The sequence below is a fragment of the Rhodanobacter denitrificans genome, assembly GCF_003335105.1.
GTDB lineage: Bacteria > Pseudomonadota > Gammaproteobacteria > Xanthomonadales > Rhodanobacteraceae > Rhodanobacter > Rhodanobacter denitrificans_A.
Window position 1 is genome coordinate 198,386 of the sequence record NZ_QFWQ01000006.1, and the last position, 20,829, is coordinate 219,214.

The 20,829-nt window shown below is 68.7% G+C and carries 16 protein-coding genes; 9 read left to right on the forward strand and 7 right to left on the reverse strand.

What is annotated here, in order from left to right; translation table 11 throughout:
• Positions 1–54 precede the first annotated feature (54 nt).
• Complete coding sequence (locus DEO45_RS10455; RefSeq protein ID WP_114343829.1) at positions 55–3,072, forward strand: DEAD/DEAH box helicase; 3,018 nt, start codon at positions 55–57, stop codon at positions 3,070–3,072.
• 9 nt (positions 3,073–3,081) lie between these two features.
• Here the strand turns inward: DEO45_RS10455 and DEO45_RS10460 are convergent, their stop codons facing one another.
• The 4 genes from DEO45_RS10460 to DEO45_RS10475 form a co-directional block, all read right to left on the reverse strand.
• Positions 3,082–3,399: a hypothetical protein gene (locus DEO45_RS10460; RefSeq protein WP_114343268.1), complete on the reverse strand. Its 318-nt coding sequence runs from the start codon at positions 3,397–3,399 to the stop codon at positions 3,082–3,084.
• Positions 3,400–3,503: 104 nt separating this feature from the next.
• Positions 3,504–4,187, reverse strand: a complete 684-nt coding sequence (locus tag DEO45_RS10465; RefSeq protein ID WP_114343270.1) for an HAD family hydrolase — start codon at positions 4,185–4,187, stop codon at positions 3,504–3,506.
• A gap of 15 nt (positions 4,188–4,202) precedes the next feature.
• Complete coding sequence (glk, locus tag DEO45_RS10470) at positions 4,203–5,213, reverse strand: glucokinase (RefSeq protein WP_114343272.1); 1,011 nt, start codon at positions 5,211–5,213, stop codon at positions 4,203–4,205.
• A gap of 112 nt (positions 5,214–5,325) precedes the next feature.
• Complete coding sequence (locus DEO45_RS10475) at positions 5,326–6,960, reverse strand: S53 family peptidase (protein WP_114343274.1); 1,635 nt, start codon at positions 6,958–6,960, stop codon at positions 5,326–5,328.
• 156 nt (positions 6,961–7,116) lie between these two features.
• Here DEO45_RS10475 and hemB point away from each other — a divergent pair, with 156 nt between their 5' ends.
• The 3 genes from hemB to pyrC all read left to right on the forward strand — a co-directional run bounded on the left by hemB (position 7,117) and on the right by pyrC (position 11,084).
• Positions 7,117–8,109 (forward strand): porphobilinogen synthase, encoded by a 993-nt coding sequence (gene hemB, locus DEO45_RS10480; protein ID WP_114343276.1) that lies wholly within the window; start codon positions 7,117–7,119, stop codon positions 8,107–8,109.
• Between the two features lie 95 nt (positions 8,110–8,204).
• On the forward strand, positions 8,205–9,146 hold the full coding sequence (locus DEO45_RS10485; RefSeq protein ID WP_114343278.1) for an alpha/beta hydrolase: 942 nt from the start codon (positions 8,205–8,207) through the stop codon (positions 9,144–9,146).
• An 888-nt stretch (positions 9,147–10,034) separates the two neighbouring features.
• Positions 10,035–11,084, forward strand: a complete 1,050-nt coding sequence (gene pyrC, locus DEO45_RS10490; RefSeq protein ID WP_114343280.1) for a dihydroorotase — start codon at positions 10,035–10,037, stop codon at positions 11,082–11,084.
• Between the two features lie 113 nt (positions 11,085–11,197).
• On the opposite strand, the gene DEO45_RS10495 is transcribed toward pyrC, so the two are convergent.
• The 3 genes from DEO45_RS10495 to trxA form a co-directional block, all read right to left on the reverse strand.
• Positions 11,198–12,565 (reverse strand): glutamate--cysteine ligase, encoded by a 1,368-nt coding sequence (locus DEO45_RS10495; protein WP_114343282.1) that lies wholly within the window; start codon positions 12,563–12,565, stop codon positions 11,198–11,200.
• A gap of 312 nt (positions 12,566–12,877) precedes the next feature.
• Positions 12,878–14,671, reverse strand: a complete 1,794-nt coding sequence (gene rho, locus DEO45_RS10500; protein ID WP_114343832.1) for a transcription termination factor Rho — start codon at positions 14,669–14,671, stop codon at positions 12,878–12,880.
• Positions 14,672–14,856: 185 nt separating this feature from the next.
• Entirely contained in the window at positions 14,857–15,183 is a 327-nt protein-coding gene (gene trxA / locus DEO45_RS10505) for a thioredoxin TrxA (RefSeq protein ID WP_114343285.1), read from the reverse strand.
• 388 nt (positions 15,184–15,571) lie between these two features.
• Here trxA and DEO45_RS10510 point away from each other — a divergent pair, with 388 nt between their 5' ends.
• The 5 genes from DEO45_RS10510 to ung all read left to right on the forward strand — a co-directional run bounded on the left by DEO45_RS10510 (position 15,572) and on the right by ung (position 20,755).
• Complete coding sequence (locus tag DEO45_RS10510) at positions 15,572–17,290, forward strand: DEAD/DEAH box helicase (protein WP_114343287.1); 1,719 nt, start codon at positions 15,572–15,574, stop codon at positions 17,288–17,290.
• A gap of 110 nt (positions 17,291–17,400) precedes the next feature.
• Complete coding sequence (gene ftsE, locus DEO45_RS10515; protein WP_114343289.1) at positions 17,401–18,078, forward strand: cell division ATP-binding protein FtsE; 678 nt, start codon at positions 17,401–17,403, stop codon at positions 18,076–18,078.
• On the forward strand, positions 18,075–19,055 hold the full coding sequence (gene ftsX, locus DEO45_RS10520; protein WP_114343292.1) for a permease-like cell division protein FtsX: 981 nt from the start codon (positions 18,075–18,077) through the stop codon (positions 19,053–19,055). The genes ftsE and ftsX overlap by 4 nt, the downstream gene beginning before the upstream one ends.
• A 138-nt stretch (positions 19,056–19,193) precedes the next feature.
• Complete coding sequence (locus DEO45_RS10525; RefSeq protein WP_114343295.1) at positions 19,194–20,036, forward strand: response regulator; 843 nt, start codon at positions 19,194–19,196, stop codon at positions 20,034–20,036.
• Complete coding sequence (ung, locus tag DEO45_RS10530) at positions 20,033–20,755, forward strand: uracil-DNA glycosylase (RefSeq protein ID WP_114343298.1); 723 nt, start codon at positions 20,033–20,035, stop codon at positions 20,753–20,755. The genes DEO45_RS10525 and ung overlap by 4 nt, the downstream gene beginning before the upstream one ends.
• Positions 20,756–20,829: the final 74 nt, after the last annotated feature.

Genomic DNA, 20,829 nt, shown 5'->3' on the forward strand with positions numbered 1-20,829 from the left:
CGCCGCCGCACTGCTAAGCTCAATGTTTTGGTCGTCGCCACGGACCGCATGCGCATGCAGCAACCGGACGAGAAACAGCACGCCGTCGTCGCGCCTTCCGGCGACGACGAGGCCCTGCCGCAGGCTTGGCGACGGCTGCTGGCCGCGCCGAAGCCGGCGGTGACCGACGACCATGGCGTGCTCGGTTTCTTCCTGGAGGTGATGCCGGAAGATGGCGCCCCGTTTGCCCGGCTGGACGTGGCGCCGGTGCTGCTGGCGGTGGTCGAGCACGGCCGCTACGCGCGACCGGTGCCGCTGGACAGCCGGCACCTGGCGCAGTCGCCGCTGCAGCCGCACGAGCAGCGCCTGGCCGCGACCATGCTTGGTTTGCCGCAGAACGTGCGCAAGGGCCGCAGCTACGCGCGCCTCGGCGGCCATGTCGGCGACACCCTGCTGGCCGAGATCCTCGACACCGCACCGTGCTTCCTCGGCGGCCTGGCCGGCCTGCGCCTCTCGCGCGGCAGGTCGCACCCGCTCAACTGGCACTGGCAGCTGGAGCCGGACGGCAGCCAGCGCCTGCTGCCGGTGCTGCCGCACAGCCAGCGCCTGCTGCGCATCGACGGGCTGTGGTACCTCGATGTCGAGCGCGCCACCGTGGGCCATTTCGACGCCGCGGCCGAGGAAGCGCACTGGCTGGAACTGCCGCCGCTGAAGCACGAGCACGGCCGCCGCCTGCGCAGCCGCCTGGCCGGCAGCCGGCTGGCCACGCGGGTGCCGCCGCCGCTGGTGTTCGGCGAGGTGCGCCGCTCGACGCTGGCGCCGAAGCCGGTGCTGATCCTGCACGCGTTGACCCGGCATGCCCGGCTCGCTGCCGGCACGCCGCCGCTGGGCTACGCGCGGCTGGCCTTCGACTATGCCGGCGAGCGCCTGCCCGGCCGGGGCGGCGAGCCGCTGGTGCGGCGCGTGCGCAACGACCAGTTGGTCGAGATCACCCGCCGCCGCGCGGAGGAACTCAGCGCGATGGAACGGCTCGAACGCGCCGGGCTCACTCCCGGCGTGGATACTGAGGGCCTGCCGTGGGACGTGGCCGAGACCCTGCCCGACGACGCCTGGCTGTTTCCCGGCACCGGCTACGCCGGCGCGCTGGAGGTCAACACGCCGGCGCGCTGGCTGGCCTTGCGGCCCAAGCTCGAAGCGGAGAACTTCCAGGTCGAGTATGCGCCTAGCTTTCCGTTCGAGGTGCTGGAAGGGCCGGTGCACTGGTACGGCCAGGCGGTGGAGGACGCCGACGACCACGCGTTCGACCTGGAAATCGGCATCGAGCTGGATGGCCAGCGGCACAACCTGCTGCCCGCGGTGGCGCAGGCGCTGGCCGAGCATCAGTTGAACCTCAGCCCGGCGCCGAACGAGCCGGAAGACGCGGTGTGGTACGCGCCGGTCGACGCGCGCCGGCGCGTGCCGGTGCGCCTGAAGGAATTGCGCGGACTGCTGGCGCCGCTGGCCGAGTACCTGGAGAAGCCGCGCAAGAAGCTGCACCTGCCGCGGGTGCAGGCCGGCCGGCTGGAGGAGCTGGCCGCGGCGATGCCGGGCGACGGCACGCTGGAGGCGGCCGAGCCGCTGCTCGGTTTCGCCGCGCGCCTGCGCGATGCCGCCGCGCGAGCCAGCGACGCGGTGCCCGACGGGCTCACCGTGGAACTGCGGCCCTACCAGCGCGAAGGCCTGCGCTGGCTGAACGCGCTGGCCGAAGCCGGCGTCGGCGGCGTGCTCGCCGATGACATGGGCCTGGGCAAGACGCTGCAGCTGATCACCCACCTGCTGGCACTGAAGCAGGCCGGCACGTTGAGCCAGCCAGCGTTGGTGGTGGTGCCGACCAGCCTGATCCCGAACTGGCAGTCGGAGATCGCGCGCTTCGCACCGATGCTGCAGGTACTGACACTGCACGGGCCGCAGCGCGCCGAGGAATTCGTCCAGCTTGGCGCGCAGGACATCGTGCTGACCAGCTATGCGCTGCTGCCGCGCGATGTGGTCGCCCTGAGAAAACAACCCTTCGCGCTGATCGTGCTGGACGAGGCGCAGCAGGTGAAGAACCCGCGCACGCAGGCGCGCCGCGCCCTGCTCAGTCTGCGCACGCCGCGCTACGTCTGCCTCACCGGCACGCCGCTGGAGAATCATCTCGGCGAGCTGTGGTCGCAGGTCGACCTGGCCGTGCCCGGCCTGCTCGGCGACGAGGGTGCGTTCCGCCGTTTCTACCGCGTGCCGATCGAGAAGCAGCACGACGAGGAATGCCAGCAGCGGCTGAACCTGCGCATCGCGCCGTTCATCCTGCGCCGGACCAAGGCGCAGGTGGCGAAGGAGCTGCCGCCGAAGACCGAGATCACCCGCCGCGTGGTGCTGGAAGGCCGCCAGCGCGACCTCTACGAGGGCCTGCGCCTGTCGCTGGCGGAGGAGTTGCGCGAGGTGATCGCGCAGCGCGGCATCGCGCACTCCGGCATCGTGGTGCTGGACGCCCTGCTGAAGCTGCGCCAGGTCTGTTGCGACCCGCGGCTGGTCAAGCTCGAAGCGGCGCGCGGCGTGCATGAGTCGGCCAAGTTCGAATTGCTGATGGACATGCTGCCGGCGCTGCTCGACGAGGGTCGCAAGGTGCTGCTGTTCTCGCAGTTCACCGGCATGCTGAAACTGATCGCCGCCGAGCTCGACCGGCGGCGCATCCGCTACGTCACCCTGACCGGCGACACCCGCGACCGCGCCGAGCCGGTGCAGCGTTTCCAGAACGGCGAGGTGCCGCTGTTCCTGCTGTCGCTGAAGGCCGGCGGCGTGGGCCTGAACCTCACCGCCGCCGACACCGTGATTCACTACGACCCATGGTGGAACCCCGCCGCCGAGGCGCAGGCCAGCGACCGCGCGCATCGCATCGGCCAGGACAAACCGGTGTTCGTGTTCCGCCTGATCACCTCGGGCACGGTGGAGGAACGCATCGAGCAGCTGAAGGAGCGCAAGGCCGAACTGGCGGCCGCGGTGCTTGAGGGCGGCGGCACCCGCGAGAGGCTGCGCTTCGACGAAAGCGATCTGGAGACGCTGCTGGCGCCGGGCTGAGCCGCCCGGTCAGGACGACGGCGGCAGCCGCGTGCGCAGCAGCGCATCGACCGACTGCTGCCACTGCGGCGAGCCGGGTTTCGATGGCGGCGCTTCCTGGCCCAGCTTGTTCTGCACCGCCTGGTTCCACGCTGGCGAGCCGTGTTCGGGGCCGTGGCCGTTGTCGCCGATGTGCAACGAGTGGTCGACCCAGACATACCATTCGGGCGAGCCGAGGGCGGCGTCCGCGGGCGCGTTCTGGCCGGCACCGGCTTGCGGCGGCGCCGGCGAGGGCGAGCATGCGGCGAGCAGCAGGGCGAGCGGCAGGCTGACGGCGAGGCGGCGCATGGGCGGCTCCGTAAGCGGTTTGTGAAGAAGCCTAGCGCCAGGCCGGGCACGGGAGATTAAATTTTCATGATGCCCGTGAGCGCGGTTCAGCGGCCATCGAAGGCTCAATCGCGCGCGGCCACTTCGTCGAGGTGGCGCAGCAGGTCGGCCGGGTCGTCGTATACGCGGAACGCGCCGGACTGCTGCAGTTCGGCCAGGCCGTAGCCACCTGCGAGCAGGCCGACGCCGAGCGCGCGGGCGCGCTGCGCGGCGAGCATGTCCCACACGCTGTCGCCGATCACCAGCGATTGCCGGATGTCCACGCCCAGCCGCGCGGCGGCGGCGAGGAACAGGTCCGGATCGGGCTTGGCGTGGCGCACCTGGTCGCGCGTCACCACCGGCACCTGCGCCGGGTCGACGCCGAGCGCCGCCAGGTTGGGCGCTGCGGTTTCCATCCGCCCGCTGGTGGCGATCGCCCACGGGATGCCCTGCGCGGTGAGGTAATCCAGCAGTTCGCGCGCTCCCGGCAGCGGCCGCACCGAGCCCTGGGCATGCTGGCGGTTGAACGCATCGGCGTGCCAGCGGCGCAGGCGGTCGAGGCGCTCCTCGGTGATTTCCAGCCCGGTCTCACGAAGCAGGATGTTCGCGAACAGCCCGCCGCTCATGCCGATCTTGCGGTGGATCCGCCACACCGACAATTCCACGCCTTCGCGATCCAGCGCCTCCTTCCACGCCAGCACGTGCTGGTAGACGCTGTCGATCAGGGTGCCGTCGAGGTCGAACAGGAAGGCGGTGTCGTGGCGGGGCATGGCGACTTTCCCGGTTCAGTGGCGCGGCAGCAGCGAGCGCCCCGATTCCAGTACCGCCAGCGCCGCCGCGCCGAGCAGGCCCGGCTCGGGGTTCATGATCGCCTGGGTCGGCACCTTCTCCATGATGTCGCGGAAGCGGCCCTTGGCCTCGAAGCGTTCGCGGAAGCGGCCGCGTTCCAGCCAGGGCAGCAGGATCGGGATCAGGCCGCCGGTGAGGTAGACGCCGTTCCACGCGCCGAGAGTGAGCACCAGGTCGCCGGCGACGCTGCCGAAGATACCGGCGAAGGTTTCCACCGTGCGCGTGCACAGCGAACAGCTGCCGTCCTTCGCGCGGGCGGTGATGTCCTCCGGCTTCAGCGCGTCGGGCTGCGCGCCGACCATGTGGCAGATCGCGTCGTACAGGTTCACCAGGCCCTGGCCACAGATCAGCCGCTCGTTGGAGACGCGGCCGTACTTGTGGTTGAGGTAGTCGAGGATGGCGATGTCCTCCGGCGTGTGCGCGGCGAAACCGGCGTGGCCGCCTTCGGTCTGCAGCACGCTGCAGTGGCCGCCGCGCACCAGCAGGCCGCCGACGCCGAGGCCTGTGCCGGGCCCGACGACGGCGAAGGTCTGCTCGTTCTCGGCACCCACCACCGGGCGCGGCACCGCGCCAACGTCGACCAGGTCGTCGCCCTGCAGCAGGGTCACCGCCATGCTCTGCGCCGCGAAGTCGTTGACCAGGTGCACGTATTCCAGGCCCAGCGCGCCGGCCGTCTGCTGCGCCGAGATCGCCCACGGGTTGTTGGTGACCTTGACCGTCTCGCCGTCGACGATGCGCCCGGCGGCGGCCACGATGGCGCGGCTCACCTTGAGGCCGGTGTCGGCGAGGTAGTGCTTCGCGGTGGCCACCAGCGAGTCGTGCTCGGCCACGCGGTAGCGCCGGATGCTGTCGGTCAGCAGCGGCTTGTCGCGCGATGGATCGGCCACCCCGAAACGGACATTGGTGCCGCCGAGATCGACGAGCAGGGTGGGCGCGGAAACGTGCATCGGGACTCCATCGGCGGACACGGAAAGCAGCAAGCCTGCCGCGAATGCGCTCCAGCGTCCAGCACCGATCGCATCGGTCAGGCTCCGGTTGCCCTGTGCGTGTCGGTCGATCCTATGGTTTGCCCTTGTGCTTGCCGCCCTTGGCGGGCGGCTTGTGGCCGCCGGGTTTGGGCTTGTGGCCCCCGTGCTTGGGTTTGTGGCCGGGCGGAGCCGGAATGGGGCTGCCCGGCATCGCCTGCAGGGCGCCGAGCAAGGCCGCGCCGTCCGGGCTGCCCAGTCCGGTACAGGCGTCCCAGCCCGGACCCGCCGCATAGCCGCCATTGTCGCCCCGGGTGATATCGTGGAATGCGCCGTTGCCGAGGCGGTACAGGGCGACCTGGGCCGCACCCAGCGTGCTGCCCAGCTGCTGGTTGAGGCGAGCCACCAGTGCAGCCCACAGCGGCGCCACCGCGCTGGTGCCGCCGACGACCTCGTCCTGGCCATCCACGCGTACGGCATAGCCGGTGAGCGGATCCGCATTGCCCGCGACATCCGGTACGCCGCGTCCGGCGAAGCCTCCGGCCGCCGTGGGTACCTGTGCCGCCGCCTGCCAGCTCGGCAGCGCAAACACCGTGCTCACGCCGCCGCCGGTGGCGCCCTCGTTGGCCGCGGTTTCGTTCCATGTCACCTCGCTGCTGATCGCCTTGCCGCTGCCGAGCAGCTTCGTGCCGCCGCAGCCCAGCACGGACGGGCTGGCGGCGGGAAAATCCACATGCGGCTGGCCGTCGCTTGCGCCGTCGCCGGAGCCGCTGTCGCCGGCCGCCGCGGTCACCGTCACGCCGAGCGCGGCGGCATCCTCCAGCGCGGTTTCCATCGCGTTGCGCGACGCCGTGACCCAGCTGTCCTCGGGAGCGCCCCAGCTGATCGACATCACCGTGGCCGGCAGGCTGCTGTCGTGCGCGGCCTGCGAGATGGCGTTGTAGAAGCCCTGGTCGGTATTCGGGGCGAAGAAGACGGCCAGCTTCGCCGCCGGCGCCAGCGCGCCGGCGATCTCGATGTCCAGCATCACCTCCGCATCCGCGGCGCCGCCGGGCTGGTTGCTGCCGCCGTCGACGGAGACGGCGGTAATGGAGGGCGTGGCCAGGCCGAGCGATGTGAAGTAGGTATCCAGGTCGGCCTGCTGGTAGCCGCCACCCAGTTCGATGATCGCGATGACCTGGCCGCTGCCGTCCGCGCCGGCGGGAAAGTCGTACAGCTGGCCCACCTGCAGCGGCGTGTAGGTGTTCACCGGTTGTGCCTGTGCCACGCGGAAGTGCGGCCGGGCGACCGGGCGCCGGTCGAGGCCGAGCACCGCGATGACCGATGGATCCGGCAGGGTCGGTGCCTGCATGCAGCCGACATAGGACGCCCCGCCTGGAGTCAGCTCGTAGCGCCCCAACTGCACGCCGAACGCCTGCTGCAGGGATTGCACCGTGCCGCGCAGGTGAAGTACCCGCCGCCCCGGCTCCGAGGCCAGTTCCTGCAGGCCATGCTGGCGGCCGAAGCTGCGCACGCGGTCCACGTCGTCCGGATCGGCGCCGTAGCGCGCTTCGAACTCGGCATGCCGGGTGGCGCGCGATGAAGGCGGGGGCATCGTGTCCAGCGGGTTCCTGCGCCGCAGCACCAGGGTCACATCGAGCGACGCATCCGGAGCATGCCGGCCCAGGTAGCGGGCGCCGGGCGGCTGATGCCGGTGGGCGGGCGGGGTGGCGGTTCGGGCCGTGCTCATGGCTTCCTCCCGGAGGAATGGCGGCGGATGCCGTACCGAGAGTGCCCCGGGAAATGTTATGGCCCGGTTTCGCCAGCGTGTCGCGGATGTCGCGGCGGGGCCGCGGGCTTGGTGTTGTGGCCTAAAATGCGTGGATACGACCCGCCAGGACCTGTCATGAGCTTTCCCGCCATCCGCATGCGCCGCATGCGCCGCGACGCCTTCTCCCGCGCGCTGATGCGCGAGCACACCCTGCTGCCCAGCGACCTGATCATGGTCGCGTTCGTGATCGAGGGCGAAGGCCAGCGCGAGGCGGTGCCGTCGATGCCCGGAGTGGACCGGCTGTCCGTCGACGAACTGCTGAAGCTGGCCGGCGAGTGCGTGCGCCTGGGCATCCCTGCGCTGGCGCTGTTCCCGTCGCCGGGCTCCGCGGTGAAAAGCGAGGATGCCGCCGAGGCATGGAATCCCGACAACCTGATGCATCGCGCCACCCGCGCGCTGAAGGCGAAGTACCCCGAACTCGGCCTGATCGGCGACGTGGCGCTGGATCCCTACACCACGCACGGCCAGGACGGCCTGATCGACGACGCCGGCTACGTGATGAACGAGCCCACCGTCGAGGCGCTGATCAGGATGTCGCTGGCGCAGGCCGCTGCCGGCATGGATTTCGTGGCGCCGTCGGACATGATGGACGGGCGCATCGGTTCCATCCGCGACGCGCTGGAACAAGCCGGTCACATCCACACGCGCATCCTCGCCTACTCGGCGAAATACGCCTCCGCGTTCTACGGGCCGTTCCGCGATGCGGTCGGTTCGGCGGCCAGCCTCGGCAAGGGCAACAAGCACACCTACCAGATGGACGTGGGCAACAGCGACGAGGCGCTGCGCGAGGTCGAACTGGACCTGCTCGAAGGCGCCGACGCGGTGATGGTGAAGCCCGGCCTGCCGTATCTCGACGTGCTGCGCCGGGTGAAGGACGCGTTCGGCGCGCCTACCTTCGTCTACCAGGTCTCCGGCGAGTACGCGATGCTGAAGGCCGCCGCGCAGAATGGGTGGCTGGATGAGAAGGCGGTGGTGCTGGAAGCGCTCACCGCGTTCAAGCGGGCGGGGGCAGATGCGATCCTTACGTACTACGCGATCGACGCGGCGCGGTGGTTGCGGGGGGAGTGAGCGCAACGAGCTTGCCCGAAAAAATCCATGGCAGTGATGGCTAAAGGCCATGGGTGGCGTGCAACCTGGGCCAAGCGCCAAAACGGGAGAGCGTCATGAAGCTGTGGGCCATTGCCCTGTGTCTGTTGACTGCGTGCGGCAGCCTGCATGCGAAGACCGCTGTCTGGCAGCCGGCTGCAGGCCACATGCAGATACCTCTATGGCCAGGCGTGGCGCCTGATGCACAGTCAGCACCGGGGCCGGAAACCGAAGCGCCGAGGACGGAACACCTGATTGCAGGAAGGCCGTGGATGGCGGTGACCAACGTGACCCGGCCCACGATGACGGTCTATGCTCCCAAGGGGAAGAACACCGGTGCCGCGGTCGTCGTGTTTCCAGGTGGTGGCTTCGAGGTGCTGGCGATCGACCTCGAAGGCACCGAAGTCTGCGACTGGCTGACATCCCGGGGCATCACTTGCGTATTGCTGAAGTATCGCGTCCCGAGTGTGCCTTATGACTGGCGATGCAATTGCCGTCCCGACGATTTCGCGGTGTCAGTGCCGGCGTTGCAGGATGCCCAGAGAACGTTGAGGCTGGTGCGCTTTCATGCCGCGGAATGGCATATCGATCCGCACAGGATTGGAGTGCTGGGGTTTTCGGCAGGCGGGTATCTGGTGGCGGAGGCCAGCACGAACTTCAAGCGGCGGCTGTATGCGCCGGTAGATGCGGCCGACCAGGAAAGCAGTCGTCCGGATTTTGCCGCTGGGATTTATCCGGGGCATCTTGCCACCGATGACGACAGGTTGAATCCCAATGTTCAGGTCTCCGGCGAGACGCCACCCACGTTCCTGGTGCAGGCGGAAGACGACTACACGGACGGCGTGAATCAGTCGCTGGTCTACTACGCCGCACTGAAGAAGGCCGGCGTGCCGGTGGAGATGCATCTGTATGCGCACGGCGGCCACGCGTTCGGCTTGCGGCGGACGCAATTTCCGATTACTGGCTGGCCCGGATTGGTCGAGGCGTGGCTGCGGACGATCGGCATGGTTCGGAACTGAGCGTCGCCTCCATTCGCAGGGGCGAAATCTCTGAATATCGGGGGTCGGGCTCAGTTCTTGTGGCAAGCCATCGCGTTTTGCAGAAGCAAGAGCTTTCGTGCGCCTTCGGCGCGCGAGTTACTTTCTCTTTGCGTGGCCACGCGCATGCAGTATGCGTGCGCGAACAGCGAAGCTGGCCCGAAGGGCGAAGGGCAGGATGCCCGGAGTAAAGAGAAAGTAACCAAAGAGAAAGGCCACCCCGCTTGGCGCTTGCCGCCCATCCATGGGCGGCAAGTCCGTGAGCCGGGGCCGGGCTTTTCGAGCGGGCTCCTGCCCGCGCGAAAAGGAGCCGACATCCCAGTCGGCTCCCGCTGCGCGGCCTGTCGACCCCGACTCACCGCCGCAGAGGGGACCCCGGGTAGAGCAGCGGGCCCTCCTGGCCCGCACTCGGTGATGAAGCTGAAAAGCAACAGCCAAAACCACAGCCAAAGCCCCAGCAAAGCGGCGCTTTGCCGGGGCTTTGCTCCTGCTCTTAATCTGGCTCTTCTGAAAAGTGCGCGCAGGATGCGCGCTGCTCTACCCGGGTCCCCTCTGCAGCGGCGGGCGGGCGAAGGAAAGCCCGCAGGGTGGCCGGCATGGATGCCGGCCAGTTTGTCGTCAGGGCAGGATGCCCTGTCGACAAACCCCGTAGCCCGCACGCGGACTTTCCGGGCAGGAAGCCCGGAAAGCGCGTAAGCGGGGTGTCGTTTTCTCTTGGGTACTTCTCTTTTGGACAAGCAAAAGAGAAGTACCTCGCCCTCCGAAGGAGGACGAAAGCTCTGCTTTTCAGGATGACGAATTGGAACGCACGGGTCCGAAGCGCGCGCGATACCATTGTCACATCTGACAGCAAAACCGAGCTCGCTAGCCATGACACCACCGCGCCTAGAAATCACCCGCCCCGACGACTGGCACCTGCATCTTCGCGACGGCGACGCGCTGGCCTCGGTGATCGGTCACACCGCGCAGCGATTTGCCCGCGCCATCGTGATGCCCAACCTCAAGCCGCCGGTGACCACGGTGGCGCAGGCCGAAGACTATCGTCGGCGGATCATGGCGAGCCTGCCGGCAGGCTCGAGCTTCCGGCCGTTGATGACGCTGTACCTCACCGAGAACACGGCGGTCGAGGAAATCGCACGCGCCAGGGCCAGCGACAGCGTTTTCGCCGTGAAGTACTACCCAGCGGGGGCCACCACCAATTCGGATTCCGGCGTGCGCGAGCTGTCGCGGGTGTACCGCGTGATCGAGGCGATGGAGAAGCACGATCTCCCGCTGCTGCTGCATGGCGAGGTCACCGATCCCGACATCGACATCTTCGACCGTGAACGGGTTTTCATCGAGCGCCACCTGGTGCCGCTGCAGGCGCGGTTCCCGGCCTTGCGCATGGTGCTGGAACACATCACCACGCGCGATGCGGTCGACTTCGTCAGCGATGCACCGGCCAACCTGGCTGCCACGATTACCGCGCACCACCTGCTGCTCAACCGCAACGCGCTGTTCGAGGGAGGCATCCGTCCGCACAACTACTGCGCGCCGATCCTCAAGCGCGAGACGCATCGCGCCGCGTTGCTGCAGGCGGCGACCAGCGGCAGTCCGCACTTCTTCCTAGGCACGGACAGCGCACCGCATCCTCGTGAGGCGAAGGAAACGGCCTGCGGATGCGCGGGGTTGTATACGGCCCATGCGGCGCTGGAGCTTTATGCCGAAGCGTTCGAGCAGGCGGGCCGGCTGGATCGACTCGAAGCGTTTGCCAGCTTCCATGGCCCGGATTTCTACCGCCTGCCGCGCAACACGGATCGCATCGCGCTCGAGCGCACACCGTGGATCGTGCCGGACGCCTATCCGCTGGCCGGTTCCACCTGCAAGCCGATGCGGGCGGGCGAGTCGGTAGCGTGGTCGCTCGCCACCCCTTCCCGGTAGGAGCCCGCTCGCGGGCGATGCTTTGAAAGCCAGGATTCGGGATTCGCAAAAGCAAGAGCATCGCCCGCGAGCGGGCTCCTACGCTGGGGACGGCCAGCGCGGAACGCCGTCGCTCAGTAGGCGAACTCGCGGAACACCGGGTCGACGCTGCCGTGCCACGGGCCGTGGAACAGTTCCAGCTTGCGCTCGGCCGGGGTCTGGTTGGCCTGCACGATCTCGATCATCGGTTCGAGGAAGATGCTTTCGTCGGCACCGTGACGATTGAGTCGGGCGCGGCGCTTCAGGCCGTGGCCGGCGATCTTCAGTGCCTCTTCGGCGAGGTCGCGTACCGTGCCGCCACGGAACGGAAGCTTCAGTGCGTGCTTCGGCACGCCGTCGCGCAGGGCGTGGCGTTCCTCACGGTTGAAGTCCTTGACCAGATCCCACGCCGCATCCAGTGCCTGCTGGTCGTAGAGCAGGCCGACCCAGAACGCGGGCAGCGCGCACAACCGGTTCCACGGGCCGCCGTCTGCGCCGCGCATCTCCAGGTACTGCTTCAGGCGCACCTCGGGGAAGGCGGTGGTGAGGTGGTCGGCGAAGTCCTTCATCGTCGCGTGCACGCCCGGTAGCGTGGGCAGCTCGCCGGCAAGGAAGCGCTTGAAGTCCTGCCCGGCGAGGTCGATGTAGCGGCCGTCCTGGTAGCTGAAGTACATCGGCACGTCGAGGATGTAGTCGACGTAGCGCTCGTAGCCGAAGCCGTCGGCGAACACGAAGTCGAGCATGCCGGTGCGATCCTTGTCGGTATCGGTCCAGATGTGCGAGCGGTAGGACAGATAGCCGTTCGGACGTCCTTCGGTGAACGGCGAATCGGCGAACAGCGCGGTGGCGATCGGCTGCAGCGCGAGGCTGGTGCGGAACTTCTTCACCATGTCCGCTTCGGAGGAGAAGTCCAGGTTCACCTGCACCGTGCAGGTGCGCGTCATCATGTCCAGGCCGAGCGAACCGACCTTCGGCATGTACTCGCGCATGATCTTGTAGCGACCCTTCGGCATCCACGGCATCTGGTCGCGGCGCCATTTGGGCTGGAAGCCCATGCCGAGGAAGCCCAGGCCCATGCCGTCGGCGACCGAGCGCACCTCCTCCAGGTGCGAGTTCACCTCGCAGCAGGTCTGGTGGATGGTCTCCAGCGGCGCGCCGGACAGCTCCAGCTGGCCGGCCGGCTCCAGCGTGATCGAGGCGGAGTTCCGCGACAGGGCGACCGGAATCTCGCCTTCGCGCGAGATGTCCCAGCCGTAGCGCGTGGCGATGCCTTCGAGCAGGGCGCGGATGCCGCGCTCGCCCTCGAACGGCGGCGGCGCCAGATCGTCGGTGCGGAAGCCGAACTTCTCGTGCTCGGTACCGATGCGCCACGCCTCGCGCGGCTTCTCGCCGGCGGCGAGGTAATCGACGAGCTGCTGGCGGCCTGCAATCGGGGTGCTCTTGACGGCACTGGGTATGGACACGGGCGACGCCTCGCTGGGGGAGCCGACACTATGGGGGCGGCGCAAGGCGACGAAAAGGGGGTGTCGCGGAATGCGGGGTCGGAGCTCCATGAGAGCAGCATCGGGTGGGTGGCACCCTGAGCTGGATCAGGCCGGCGCACAAGACGAAACGGCGGCCACTGGCCGCCGTTTCGTTGCAGGGAAGGACATCGGATCTTGCGATTTCCGGTTTTCCGCTACTTAGCGCTTGTGAAGAAAAACACTTCCTGTGGTTTTCTTCACAAGCGAGTCCGGACATGTGCCGGGCTTCGAGGTCGAAAAATTCATGACCTCTCAGCGCTTCATCGAATTGAAGAACTCGTCGTTGGACTTGGTGTTCTTCATCTTGTCGAGCATGAACTCCATCGCGGCCAGCTCGTCCATCGGGTGCAGCAGTTTGCGCAGGATCCAGATCTTGGCCAGCATGTCCGGGTCGATCAGCAGGTCCTCGCGGCGGGTGCCGGAGCGGTTGATGTCGATCGCCGGGTAGACGCGCTTCTCGGAGATGCGCCGGGAGAGGTGCACTTCCATGTTGCCGGTGCCCTTGAACTCCTCGTAGATCACCTCGTCCATCTTGCTGCCGGTTTCGGTCAATGCGGTGGCGATGATGGTCAGGCTGCCGCCTTCCTCGACGTTGCGCGCGGCGCCGAAGAAGCGCTTCGGACGCTGCAGCGCGTTGGCGTCGACACCGCCGGTGAGCACCTTGCCGGAGCTCGGGATCACGGTGTTGTAGGCCCGCGCCAGGCGGGTGATCGAGTCGAGCAGGATGATCACGTCCTTCTTGTGCTCGACCAGGCGCTTGGCGCGCTCGATCACCATCTCGGCAACCTGCACGTGGCGCACGGCCGGCTCGTCGAACGTGGAGGAGATCACCTCGGCGCGCACGGTGCGGGCAATTTCGGTGACTTCCTCCGGACGCTCGTCGATCAACAGCATGATCAGGTGCGCTTCAGGATGGTTGTACTGGATCGCCTGGGCGATGTTCTGCAGCATCATCGTCTTGCCGGACTTCGGCTGGGAGACGATCAGTCCGCGCTGGCCCTTGCCGATCGGCGCGATCAGGTCGAGGATGCGGCCGGTGATGTCCTCGCTCGACCCGTTGCCACGCTCCAGCTTGAACGCCTTGCGCGGGAACAGCGGGGTGAGGTTCTCGAACAGCATCTTGTTCTTCGACGCCTCCGGCGGATCGCCGTTGATGTCGTCGACGCGCAGCATGGCGAAGTAGCGCTCGCCTTCCTTCGGATGACGCACGCGGCCGGTGATGTAGTCGCCGGTGCGCAGGTTGAAGCGGCGGATCTGGCTCGGCGACACGTAGATGTCGTCCGGGCCGGCCAGGTACGACTCGTCGGCCGAGCGCAGGAAGCCGAAGCCGTCCTGCAGGATTTCCAGCACGCCTTCGGCCCAGATGCCGCCGCCGGAGCGGGCGTGCGCCTTGAGCACGTTGAAGATCACGTCCTGCTTGCGCGCGCGGGCGACGCCTTCGTGCAAGCCCAGCGACTCGGCGAATTCCAGCAGTTGCGGCGCCTTCATGCGCTTCAACTCGGTGAGGTTGATCACCCGGTCGTTGCTGCCCGGATCGGCGTTGTCGTCGTCCACCGGCAGGCCGTTCGGGTTGGGCCGCGGATGACCGCCCTGCGGACGACCCTGCTGCTGGTTCGGGTTGCCGCCGCGCTCGTTGCGCCGACGCCGGCCGCGGCCTTCGCGACCTTCACGGCCGCCGTTGTTCTGGTTCTGGCCCTGATTCTGGCCCTGGTTCGGGTTCTGTGCCTGGCCCGGGTTCTGCTGGGCTTGCGGCGACTCCGGGTTGGGCGCGGTCTGCGGCGCGAAGTCGCGCGGCTCCTGCGCCGGGCGGGCTGCCGCCGGCTGGCTGGCCGCTACCGGCGCGGGAGCTGCGGGAGCCGGTGCGGGCGCTGGCGCTCGCGGAACGGCGGGCCTGTCGGCGACCGCCGCCTTTTCGGCATTCGCCGCCGCGATCGCGGCGGCGGTGCGGCGCGGCGCGCGCGTGCGCGGCTCGGGGCGGCCTTCGGCCACGGGCCGGGCGTCGGCGCCCTGGGCGTCGTTCGGGACTTTGTTTTCGGTATCGGACACGGGCAATCCTCGCGGGGCGCCGTTGAATTACAGGAGGGAGGGTGTGCGTCGCGCGGAGGGCGCAGGGGGACAGGACTGTCCCGACGGACGCGATGAATCTAGCACTCGCTGCGTATCGGCGTAAAGCCTGGCGAGCCTGCCGGGCCGGGCCGGGCAGGCTGCGCGCAGCGGATGGGCAACGGGGGTCAGATGGCCTTGTCGATCATCTGGGTCAGCTGGCCCTTGCTGACGGCGCCGATCTGGGTGGCCTCGACCTTGCCGTTCTTGAACACCATCAGGGTCGGGATGCCGCGGACTCCATAGGTGCGCGGGGTCTGCTGGTTCTGGTCGATGTTGACCTTGACGATGCGCAGCTTGCCTTCGTACTGCTGGGCGATCTCGTCCAGCATCGGCGCGATGGCCTTGCACGGGCCGCACCATTCCGCCCAGAAATCCAGCAGCACCGGGGTTTCGGACTTGAGCACCTGCTGTTCGAAGGCGTCGTCATTCACATGGGTAATCAGGTCGCTCACCGGGGATCTCCGTGGCTGGGAGCCAGAATTGGCAGATGGAAAACAATGGGGCGGCCGGAGCCGAAAAACAAGGAGTGACGACGGGCGACCCTGCCATCGGCTACACTCAGGCGCCCACGAAGCGCGGGTTGGGCCGGACGAGGCCTCGCCATGGCGGCGGGATTTCATTCCAGCGCAACTCCGGGCACGATTCAAGGGCGGCCGGCACGGCCGCCCGTCAGACCGCCGGCAAATACGGCGTCGCCAGCCGCGGCGCGACCTTGTTGACCCTGACATTGAGCCGCTTCGCCGCGCATCGCGCACCGTCCTGCACCGCCCTCCGCCGAACCGGCGCCAGGAGCGGGTGCAGCGCATCACGCCGCCGTCAGGCAAGGTCAACCATCCGCATATGTCACAAACCGTACTCACCGATACCTTCTTCGCCAATTTCGATCTTCATCCGCTGCTGCAGCAGGGCCTGGACGACAGCGGCTTCACCCGCTGCACGCCGATCCAGGAACTGACCCTGCCGCTGGCGCTGGCCGGGCGCGACGTCGCCGGCCAGGCACAGACCGGCACCGGCAAGACCTGCGCGTTCCTGGTCGCCACCATGAACCGCCTGCTGACCACCCCCGCGGTGGCCGACCGCAAGGACAGCGATCCGCGCGCGCTGGTGATCGCGCCCACCCGCGAGCTGGCCATCCAGATCGACAAGGACGCGCGCAACATCGGCCGCCACACCGGCCTGAAGACCGCGCTGATCTACGGCGGCGTCGACTACGACAAGCAGCGCCAGCAGCTCAAGGACGGCTGCGACATCGTCATCGCCACGCCCGGCCGCCTGCTCGACTACCACAAGCAGGGCGTGTTCAGCCTCAACAGCGTCGAGGTGATGGTGATCGACGAGGCCGACCGCATGTTCGACCTCGGCTTCATCAAGGACGTGCGCTTCATCTTCCGCAAGCTGCCGCCGCGCGAGCAGCGCCAGGTGCTGTTGTTCTCCGCCACGCTCAGCCACCGCGTGCTGGAACTGGCCTACGAGCACATGCACGAGGCCGAGAAGGTGGTGGTGGAGAGCGACAACGTCACCGCCGACAAGGTGCGCCAGCTGGTCTACTTCCCGGCCAAGGAAGAGAAGATGCCGCTGTTGCTGAACCTGATCGACCGGCACCGGCCGAGCCGCAGCATCATCTTCGTCAACACCAAGGCCGCCGCCGAGCGCGTCACCGAGCGGGTCAAGCGCCACGGCTGCCGTGTCGGCGCGATCTCCGGCGACGTGCCGCAGCTGAAGCGGCAGAAGCTGCTGCAGCGCTTCCAGGACGGCCAGCTGGACATCCTGGTGGCCACCGACGTGGCCGCGCGCGGCCTGCACATTCCTGCGGTCAGCCACGTCTTCAACTACGACCTGCCGCACGAGGCCGAGGATTACGTGCACCGCATCGGCCGCACCGCGCGCCTGGGCGCCGAGGGCGATGCGATCAGCTTCGCCTGCGACCTGTACGCGATGTCGCTGCCGGATATCGAGACCTACATCGGGCAGAGCATCCCGGTGGCGGCGATGGATCCGGAACTGCTGGTGATGCCGAAGCCGCATGCGATCGACCCCGAATTCGCCGCCAACGCCGCCGCCGACAGCGCCGCGTTCGGCGACGTGGTGGCGCCGCGCCCCGGCGAGAAGCCGCGCCGTTCCGGCGGCACCGGCCGCGGCGAGCGCGGTGGCGGCCGCAGCGATTCGCGCCCGCCGCGCGAGCGCAAGCCTGCCGCGGCCGCCGAGGCGCCGGTGTTGGCAGCCCCGGTGGTGGCCGCGCCGGCCGTCGCCGACAGCGCCAGCGCCGATGCCGCGCACAAGCGTCGCCGTCGCCGCGGAGGGCGCAACCGCCGCCGCGAGGGTGTACCGGGCGTCGGTGCCGAGGTCGCGGGGAACAACAGCCCGGCCGTCGAGGGCAGCCGCGCGCCGCGCGGCGAGCATCGCCCGTCGCGTGAACGCAATGCGACCGACTCCGCCGGCGCACCGCACAGCCGGCCGTCGCGGCAGGTCGCTGCGGTTGCCGGCAAGCCGGGCGAACACGGCCAGGCGAAGAAGCCGGGATTGTTCCGCCGGCTCACCCGGCTGTTCACCGGCCGCTGAGCATCATCTCCGCCGCGGGCTGAATCCGCGGCGGACGGACGCCGCATCTGGGCGCCGGCATCCCTTATCCTTGCCGTCGTTGCGACGACACGCAGGCTCGGGGACGCGCGGTGATCCAGTTCGATCAAGTCAGCAAGCGCTACGAGGGCGGCCATGAGGCGCTCTCGCAGCTTTCGTTCGCGGTGCCGACCGGCGAAATGGCTTTCGTCACCGGGCACTCCGGCGCCGGGAAGAGCACCCTGCTCAAGCTGCTCGGCCTGATCGAGCGGCCGTCGCACGGCACGATCAGCGTGGACGGCAAGAACCTGGCGAAGATCCGCCACAGCGGCGTTCCGAAGTGGCGCCGGCACATCGGCATGGTGTTCCAGGATCATCGCCTGCTGATGGACCGCAGCGTGTTCGCCAACGTCGAGCTGCCGCTGGCGATCGGCGGCATCGCCCGCGCCGAGCGCGCGCGGCGGGTGCGCGCGGCGCTGGAGAAGGTTGGCCTGCTCGCCTACGAGCGGCAGTTGCCGGCCACGTTGTCCGCCGGAGAGCAGCAGCGCGTGGGCATTGCCCGCGCGATCGTGGCGCGGCCCGGCCTGCTGATCGCCGACGAGCCCACCGGCAACCTCGATCCGCAGCTGGCGGTGGAGATCATGGGCCTGTTCGGCGAATTCCAGCAGGTCGGCACCACCGTGCTGATCGCCAGCCATGATCTGCCGCTGATCAAGCGCATGAAGAAGCGCGTGATCGTGCTCGACCATGGCCGCCTGGTCGCCGACCTGGCAGCGCAGGAGGTGCTGTGAACGCGTCGTCCGAATCCCTGCACGCGCCGGCGGACGCTGCGCCGCGCAATGCCCACAGCCGCGGCAGCCGCTTCGGCAGCTGGCGCGAGCACCACGGCTGGAGCGCGGCGTCCAGCCTGCGCCGGCTCGCCTCGCGCCCGTTCGGCAGTTTGCTCACGATCTCGGTGATGGGGCTGGCGCTGGCCCTGCCGCTGGCGTTCTACCTGCTGCTGGGCAACGTGCAGAAACTCGGCGATGCGCTGGGCCGGAGCCAGGCGATCAGCGTGTTCCTGCAGCCTGGCCAGGCCGCCCCGCAGGCGCAGCTGCTGGCCACGCAACTGGCCGACCGTGCGGAGCTGGCCGCGGTGGTGGTGAAGACGCCGCAGCAGGGCATGGACGAGCTGGCCCGGATGCAGGGCTTCTCCGGCGCGCTGCAGACGCTGGACGACAACCCGCTGCCGTACGTGCTGCAGCTGCAGCCACGCGCGGGGGCGAGCGCGCAGGCGCTGGAGCAGCTGGTCGCCGACGTGCGCGGCATGCATGGCGTCGACATGGTGCAGGACAGCGGCAGCTGGCGGAAACGGCTGGACGCGCTGCTCGGCGTGGGCAACCGCGCGGCGCTGGTGCTTGCCTCGCTGCTGGCGCTGGCGGCGCTGCTGGTGGTCGGCAACACGGTGCGCGTGGACATCGCCAGCCGCAGCGAGGAGATCGGCGTGCTGTTGCTGGTTGGCGCCAGCGGCGCGTTCGTGCGGCGGCCGTATCTGTATGCCGGAATCTGGTACGGCCTGTTCAGCGGCATCCTGGCCGCCCTGCTGGCGGTGCTGATCGAATTCGCGCTGGCCGCACCGGTGGCGCAGCTCAGCCAGGCCTATGATGGCAAGCTGCAGGTCGGCGGCCTGCCGCTGTGGCTGCTGCTGGCGGTGCCGCTGGCCGCCGCCGCGCTCGGCTGGCTGGGTGCGCGGCTGGTCAGTGCGTGGCAACTGCGCAAGGCGGCGTGACGGCCTTGTGCCGGGGTGACGTGAATCGCAGCCGCCGGCACCACGTTTGATGCACGATCGACAGTCGACGCGGGCGCAGGGGTGCGCTCGCCGGTTCATGGGCGAAGGATCGCCACGGTCAGGTGGGTGAACTGAGGCATGAGTACGAATATCAGCGGCCGTCTGCTGACCGATGCACCGCGGGTGCTGGTGGTCGACGGCTCGCGCGTGGTGCGCCAGTTGATTACCCGCGTGCTGCTGGCCGAGTTGCCCGGCGTCGAGGTGGTCGGTTGCGGCAGCGGTGCGGAGGCGCAGCAGGTGCTCGGCGAAGGCGTGTTCGACTTCATCACCATCGCGCTGCGCCTGCCCGACATGGACGGGCTGGAGCTGGCGCGGTTCGTGCGCGAGTCGGCGCCGCAGGCCTACGTGCCGATCGTGGTGGTCTCCGGCGACGTCGAGGACCGGCTGCATCGCCGTTCGCTGGGCGAGCACGTCACCGATTACTTCGACAAGGCGTTGGGCTTCCAGGCGCTCGCCGAATTCATCCGCGGCTACGTGCGGCCGGACGACACCGCGGAGGGCGTGGTGCTGTACGTCGAGGACAGCCGCGTGGTGGCGCTGGCCACCCGCCGCATGCTGGAGAAGATCGGCCTGACCGTGCGTCACGTGGTCAGCGTGGAGGACGCGCTTGCCCTGCTGGAAACTTCGCGTGCGCAGGGCCAGGTCGGCGCCGACGTCGTGCTCACCGACGTCAGCCTGAAGGGCGAACTCACCGGCGGCGACCTGCTCAAGGTGGTGCGCGAGGAGTTCGGCTACGGCAAGGGCCGGCTGCCGGTGCTGGTGATGACCGGCGACGAGAACCCGGCCAACCAGGCCGCGCTGATCAAGGCCGGCGCCAACGACCTGGTCGAGAAGCCGGTCGAGGAAAAGCTGCTGATCACCAAGCTGCTGTTCCAGCTGCGCGTGGCGGAGCACCTGCGCGGGCACGCGGCCGAGGCATGAGCGACGCGGCGCAGATCAAGCTGGAACCGTCGTGGAAGGCGCGCATCGGCGACTACCTTCTGCGTCCCGAGATGCAGGCGCTGGCGGCGTTCCTGCGTGCGGAGAAACAGGCCGGCAAACGGATCTACCCGCCCGGTCCGGAGATCTTCGCGGCGTTCGAACACACTTCGTTCGACGCGGTGCGGGTGGTGATCCTCGGCCAGGACCCGTACCACGGCCCGGGCCAGGCACATGGCCTGTGCTTCTCGGTGCGCCCCGGGGTACGGGTGCCCCCGTCGCTGGAAAACATCTTCAAGGAAATCCAGCGCGACCTCGGCATCCCGCGCCCCGACCACGGTTGCCTCACGCCATGGGCCGACCGCGGCGTGCTGCTGCTCAACAGCGTGCTGACGGTGGAAGAGGGCCGTGCCGGCTCGCACCAGGGCAAGGGCTGGGAAGGCTTCACCGACGCGGCGATCGATGCGCTGAACCGCGAGCGCGAGGGCATCGTGTTCCTGCTGTGGGGCAGCTATGCCCAGCGCAAGGGCCAGCTGATCGACACCCGCCGGCACGGCGTGCTGAAGAGCGTGCATCCGTCGCCGCTCTCGGCCCACCGCGGCTTCCTCGGTTGCGGCCACTTTTCCGCCGCCAACCGCTACCTGGAAGCCCGCGGCCAGCCGCCGATCGACTGGTCGTTGCCGCCGCGAACCGAATTGCAGGGCCATTTCACGCCCACTTGAACGCCGTTTAGCCAGCCTCATGTCGGACCGGGCGGGCGCTGGACAAGGGCGGCAAATATCTGTACTATTTGGTT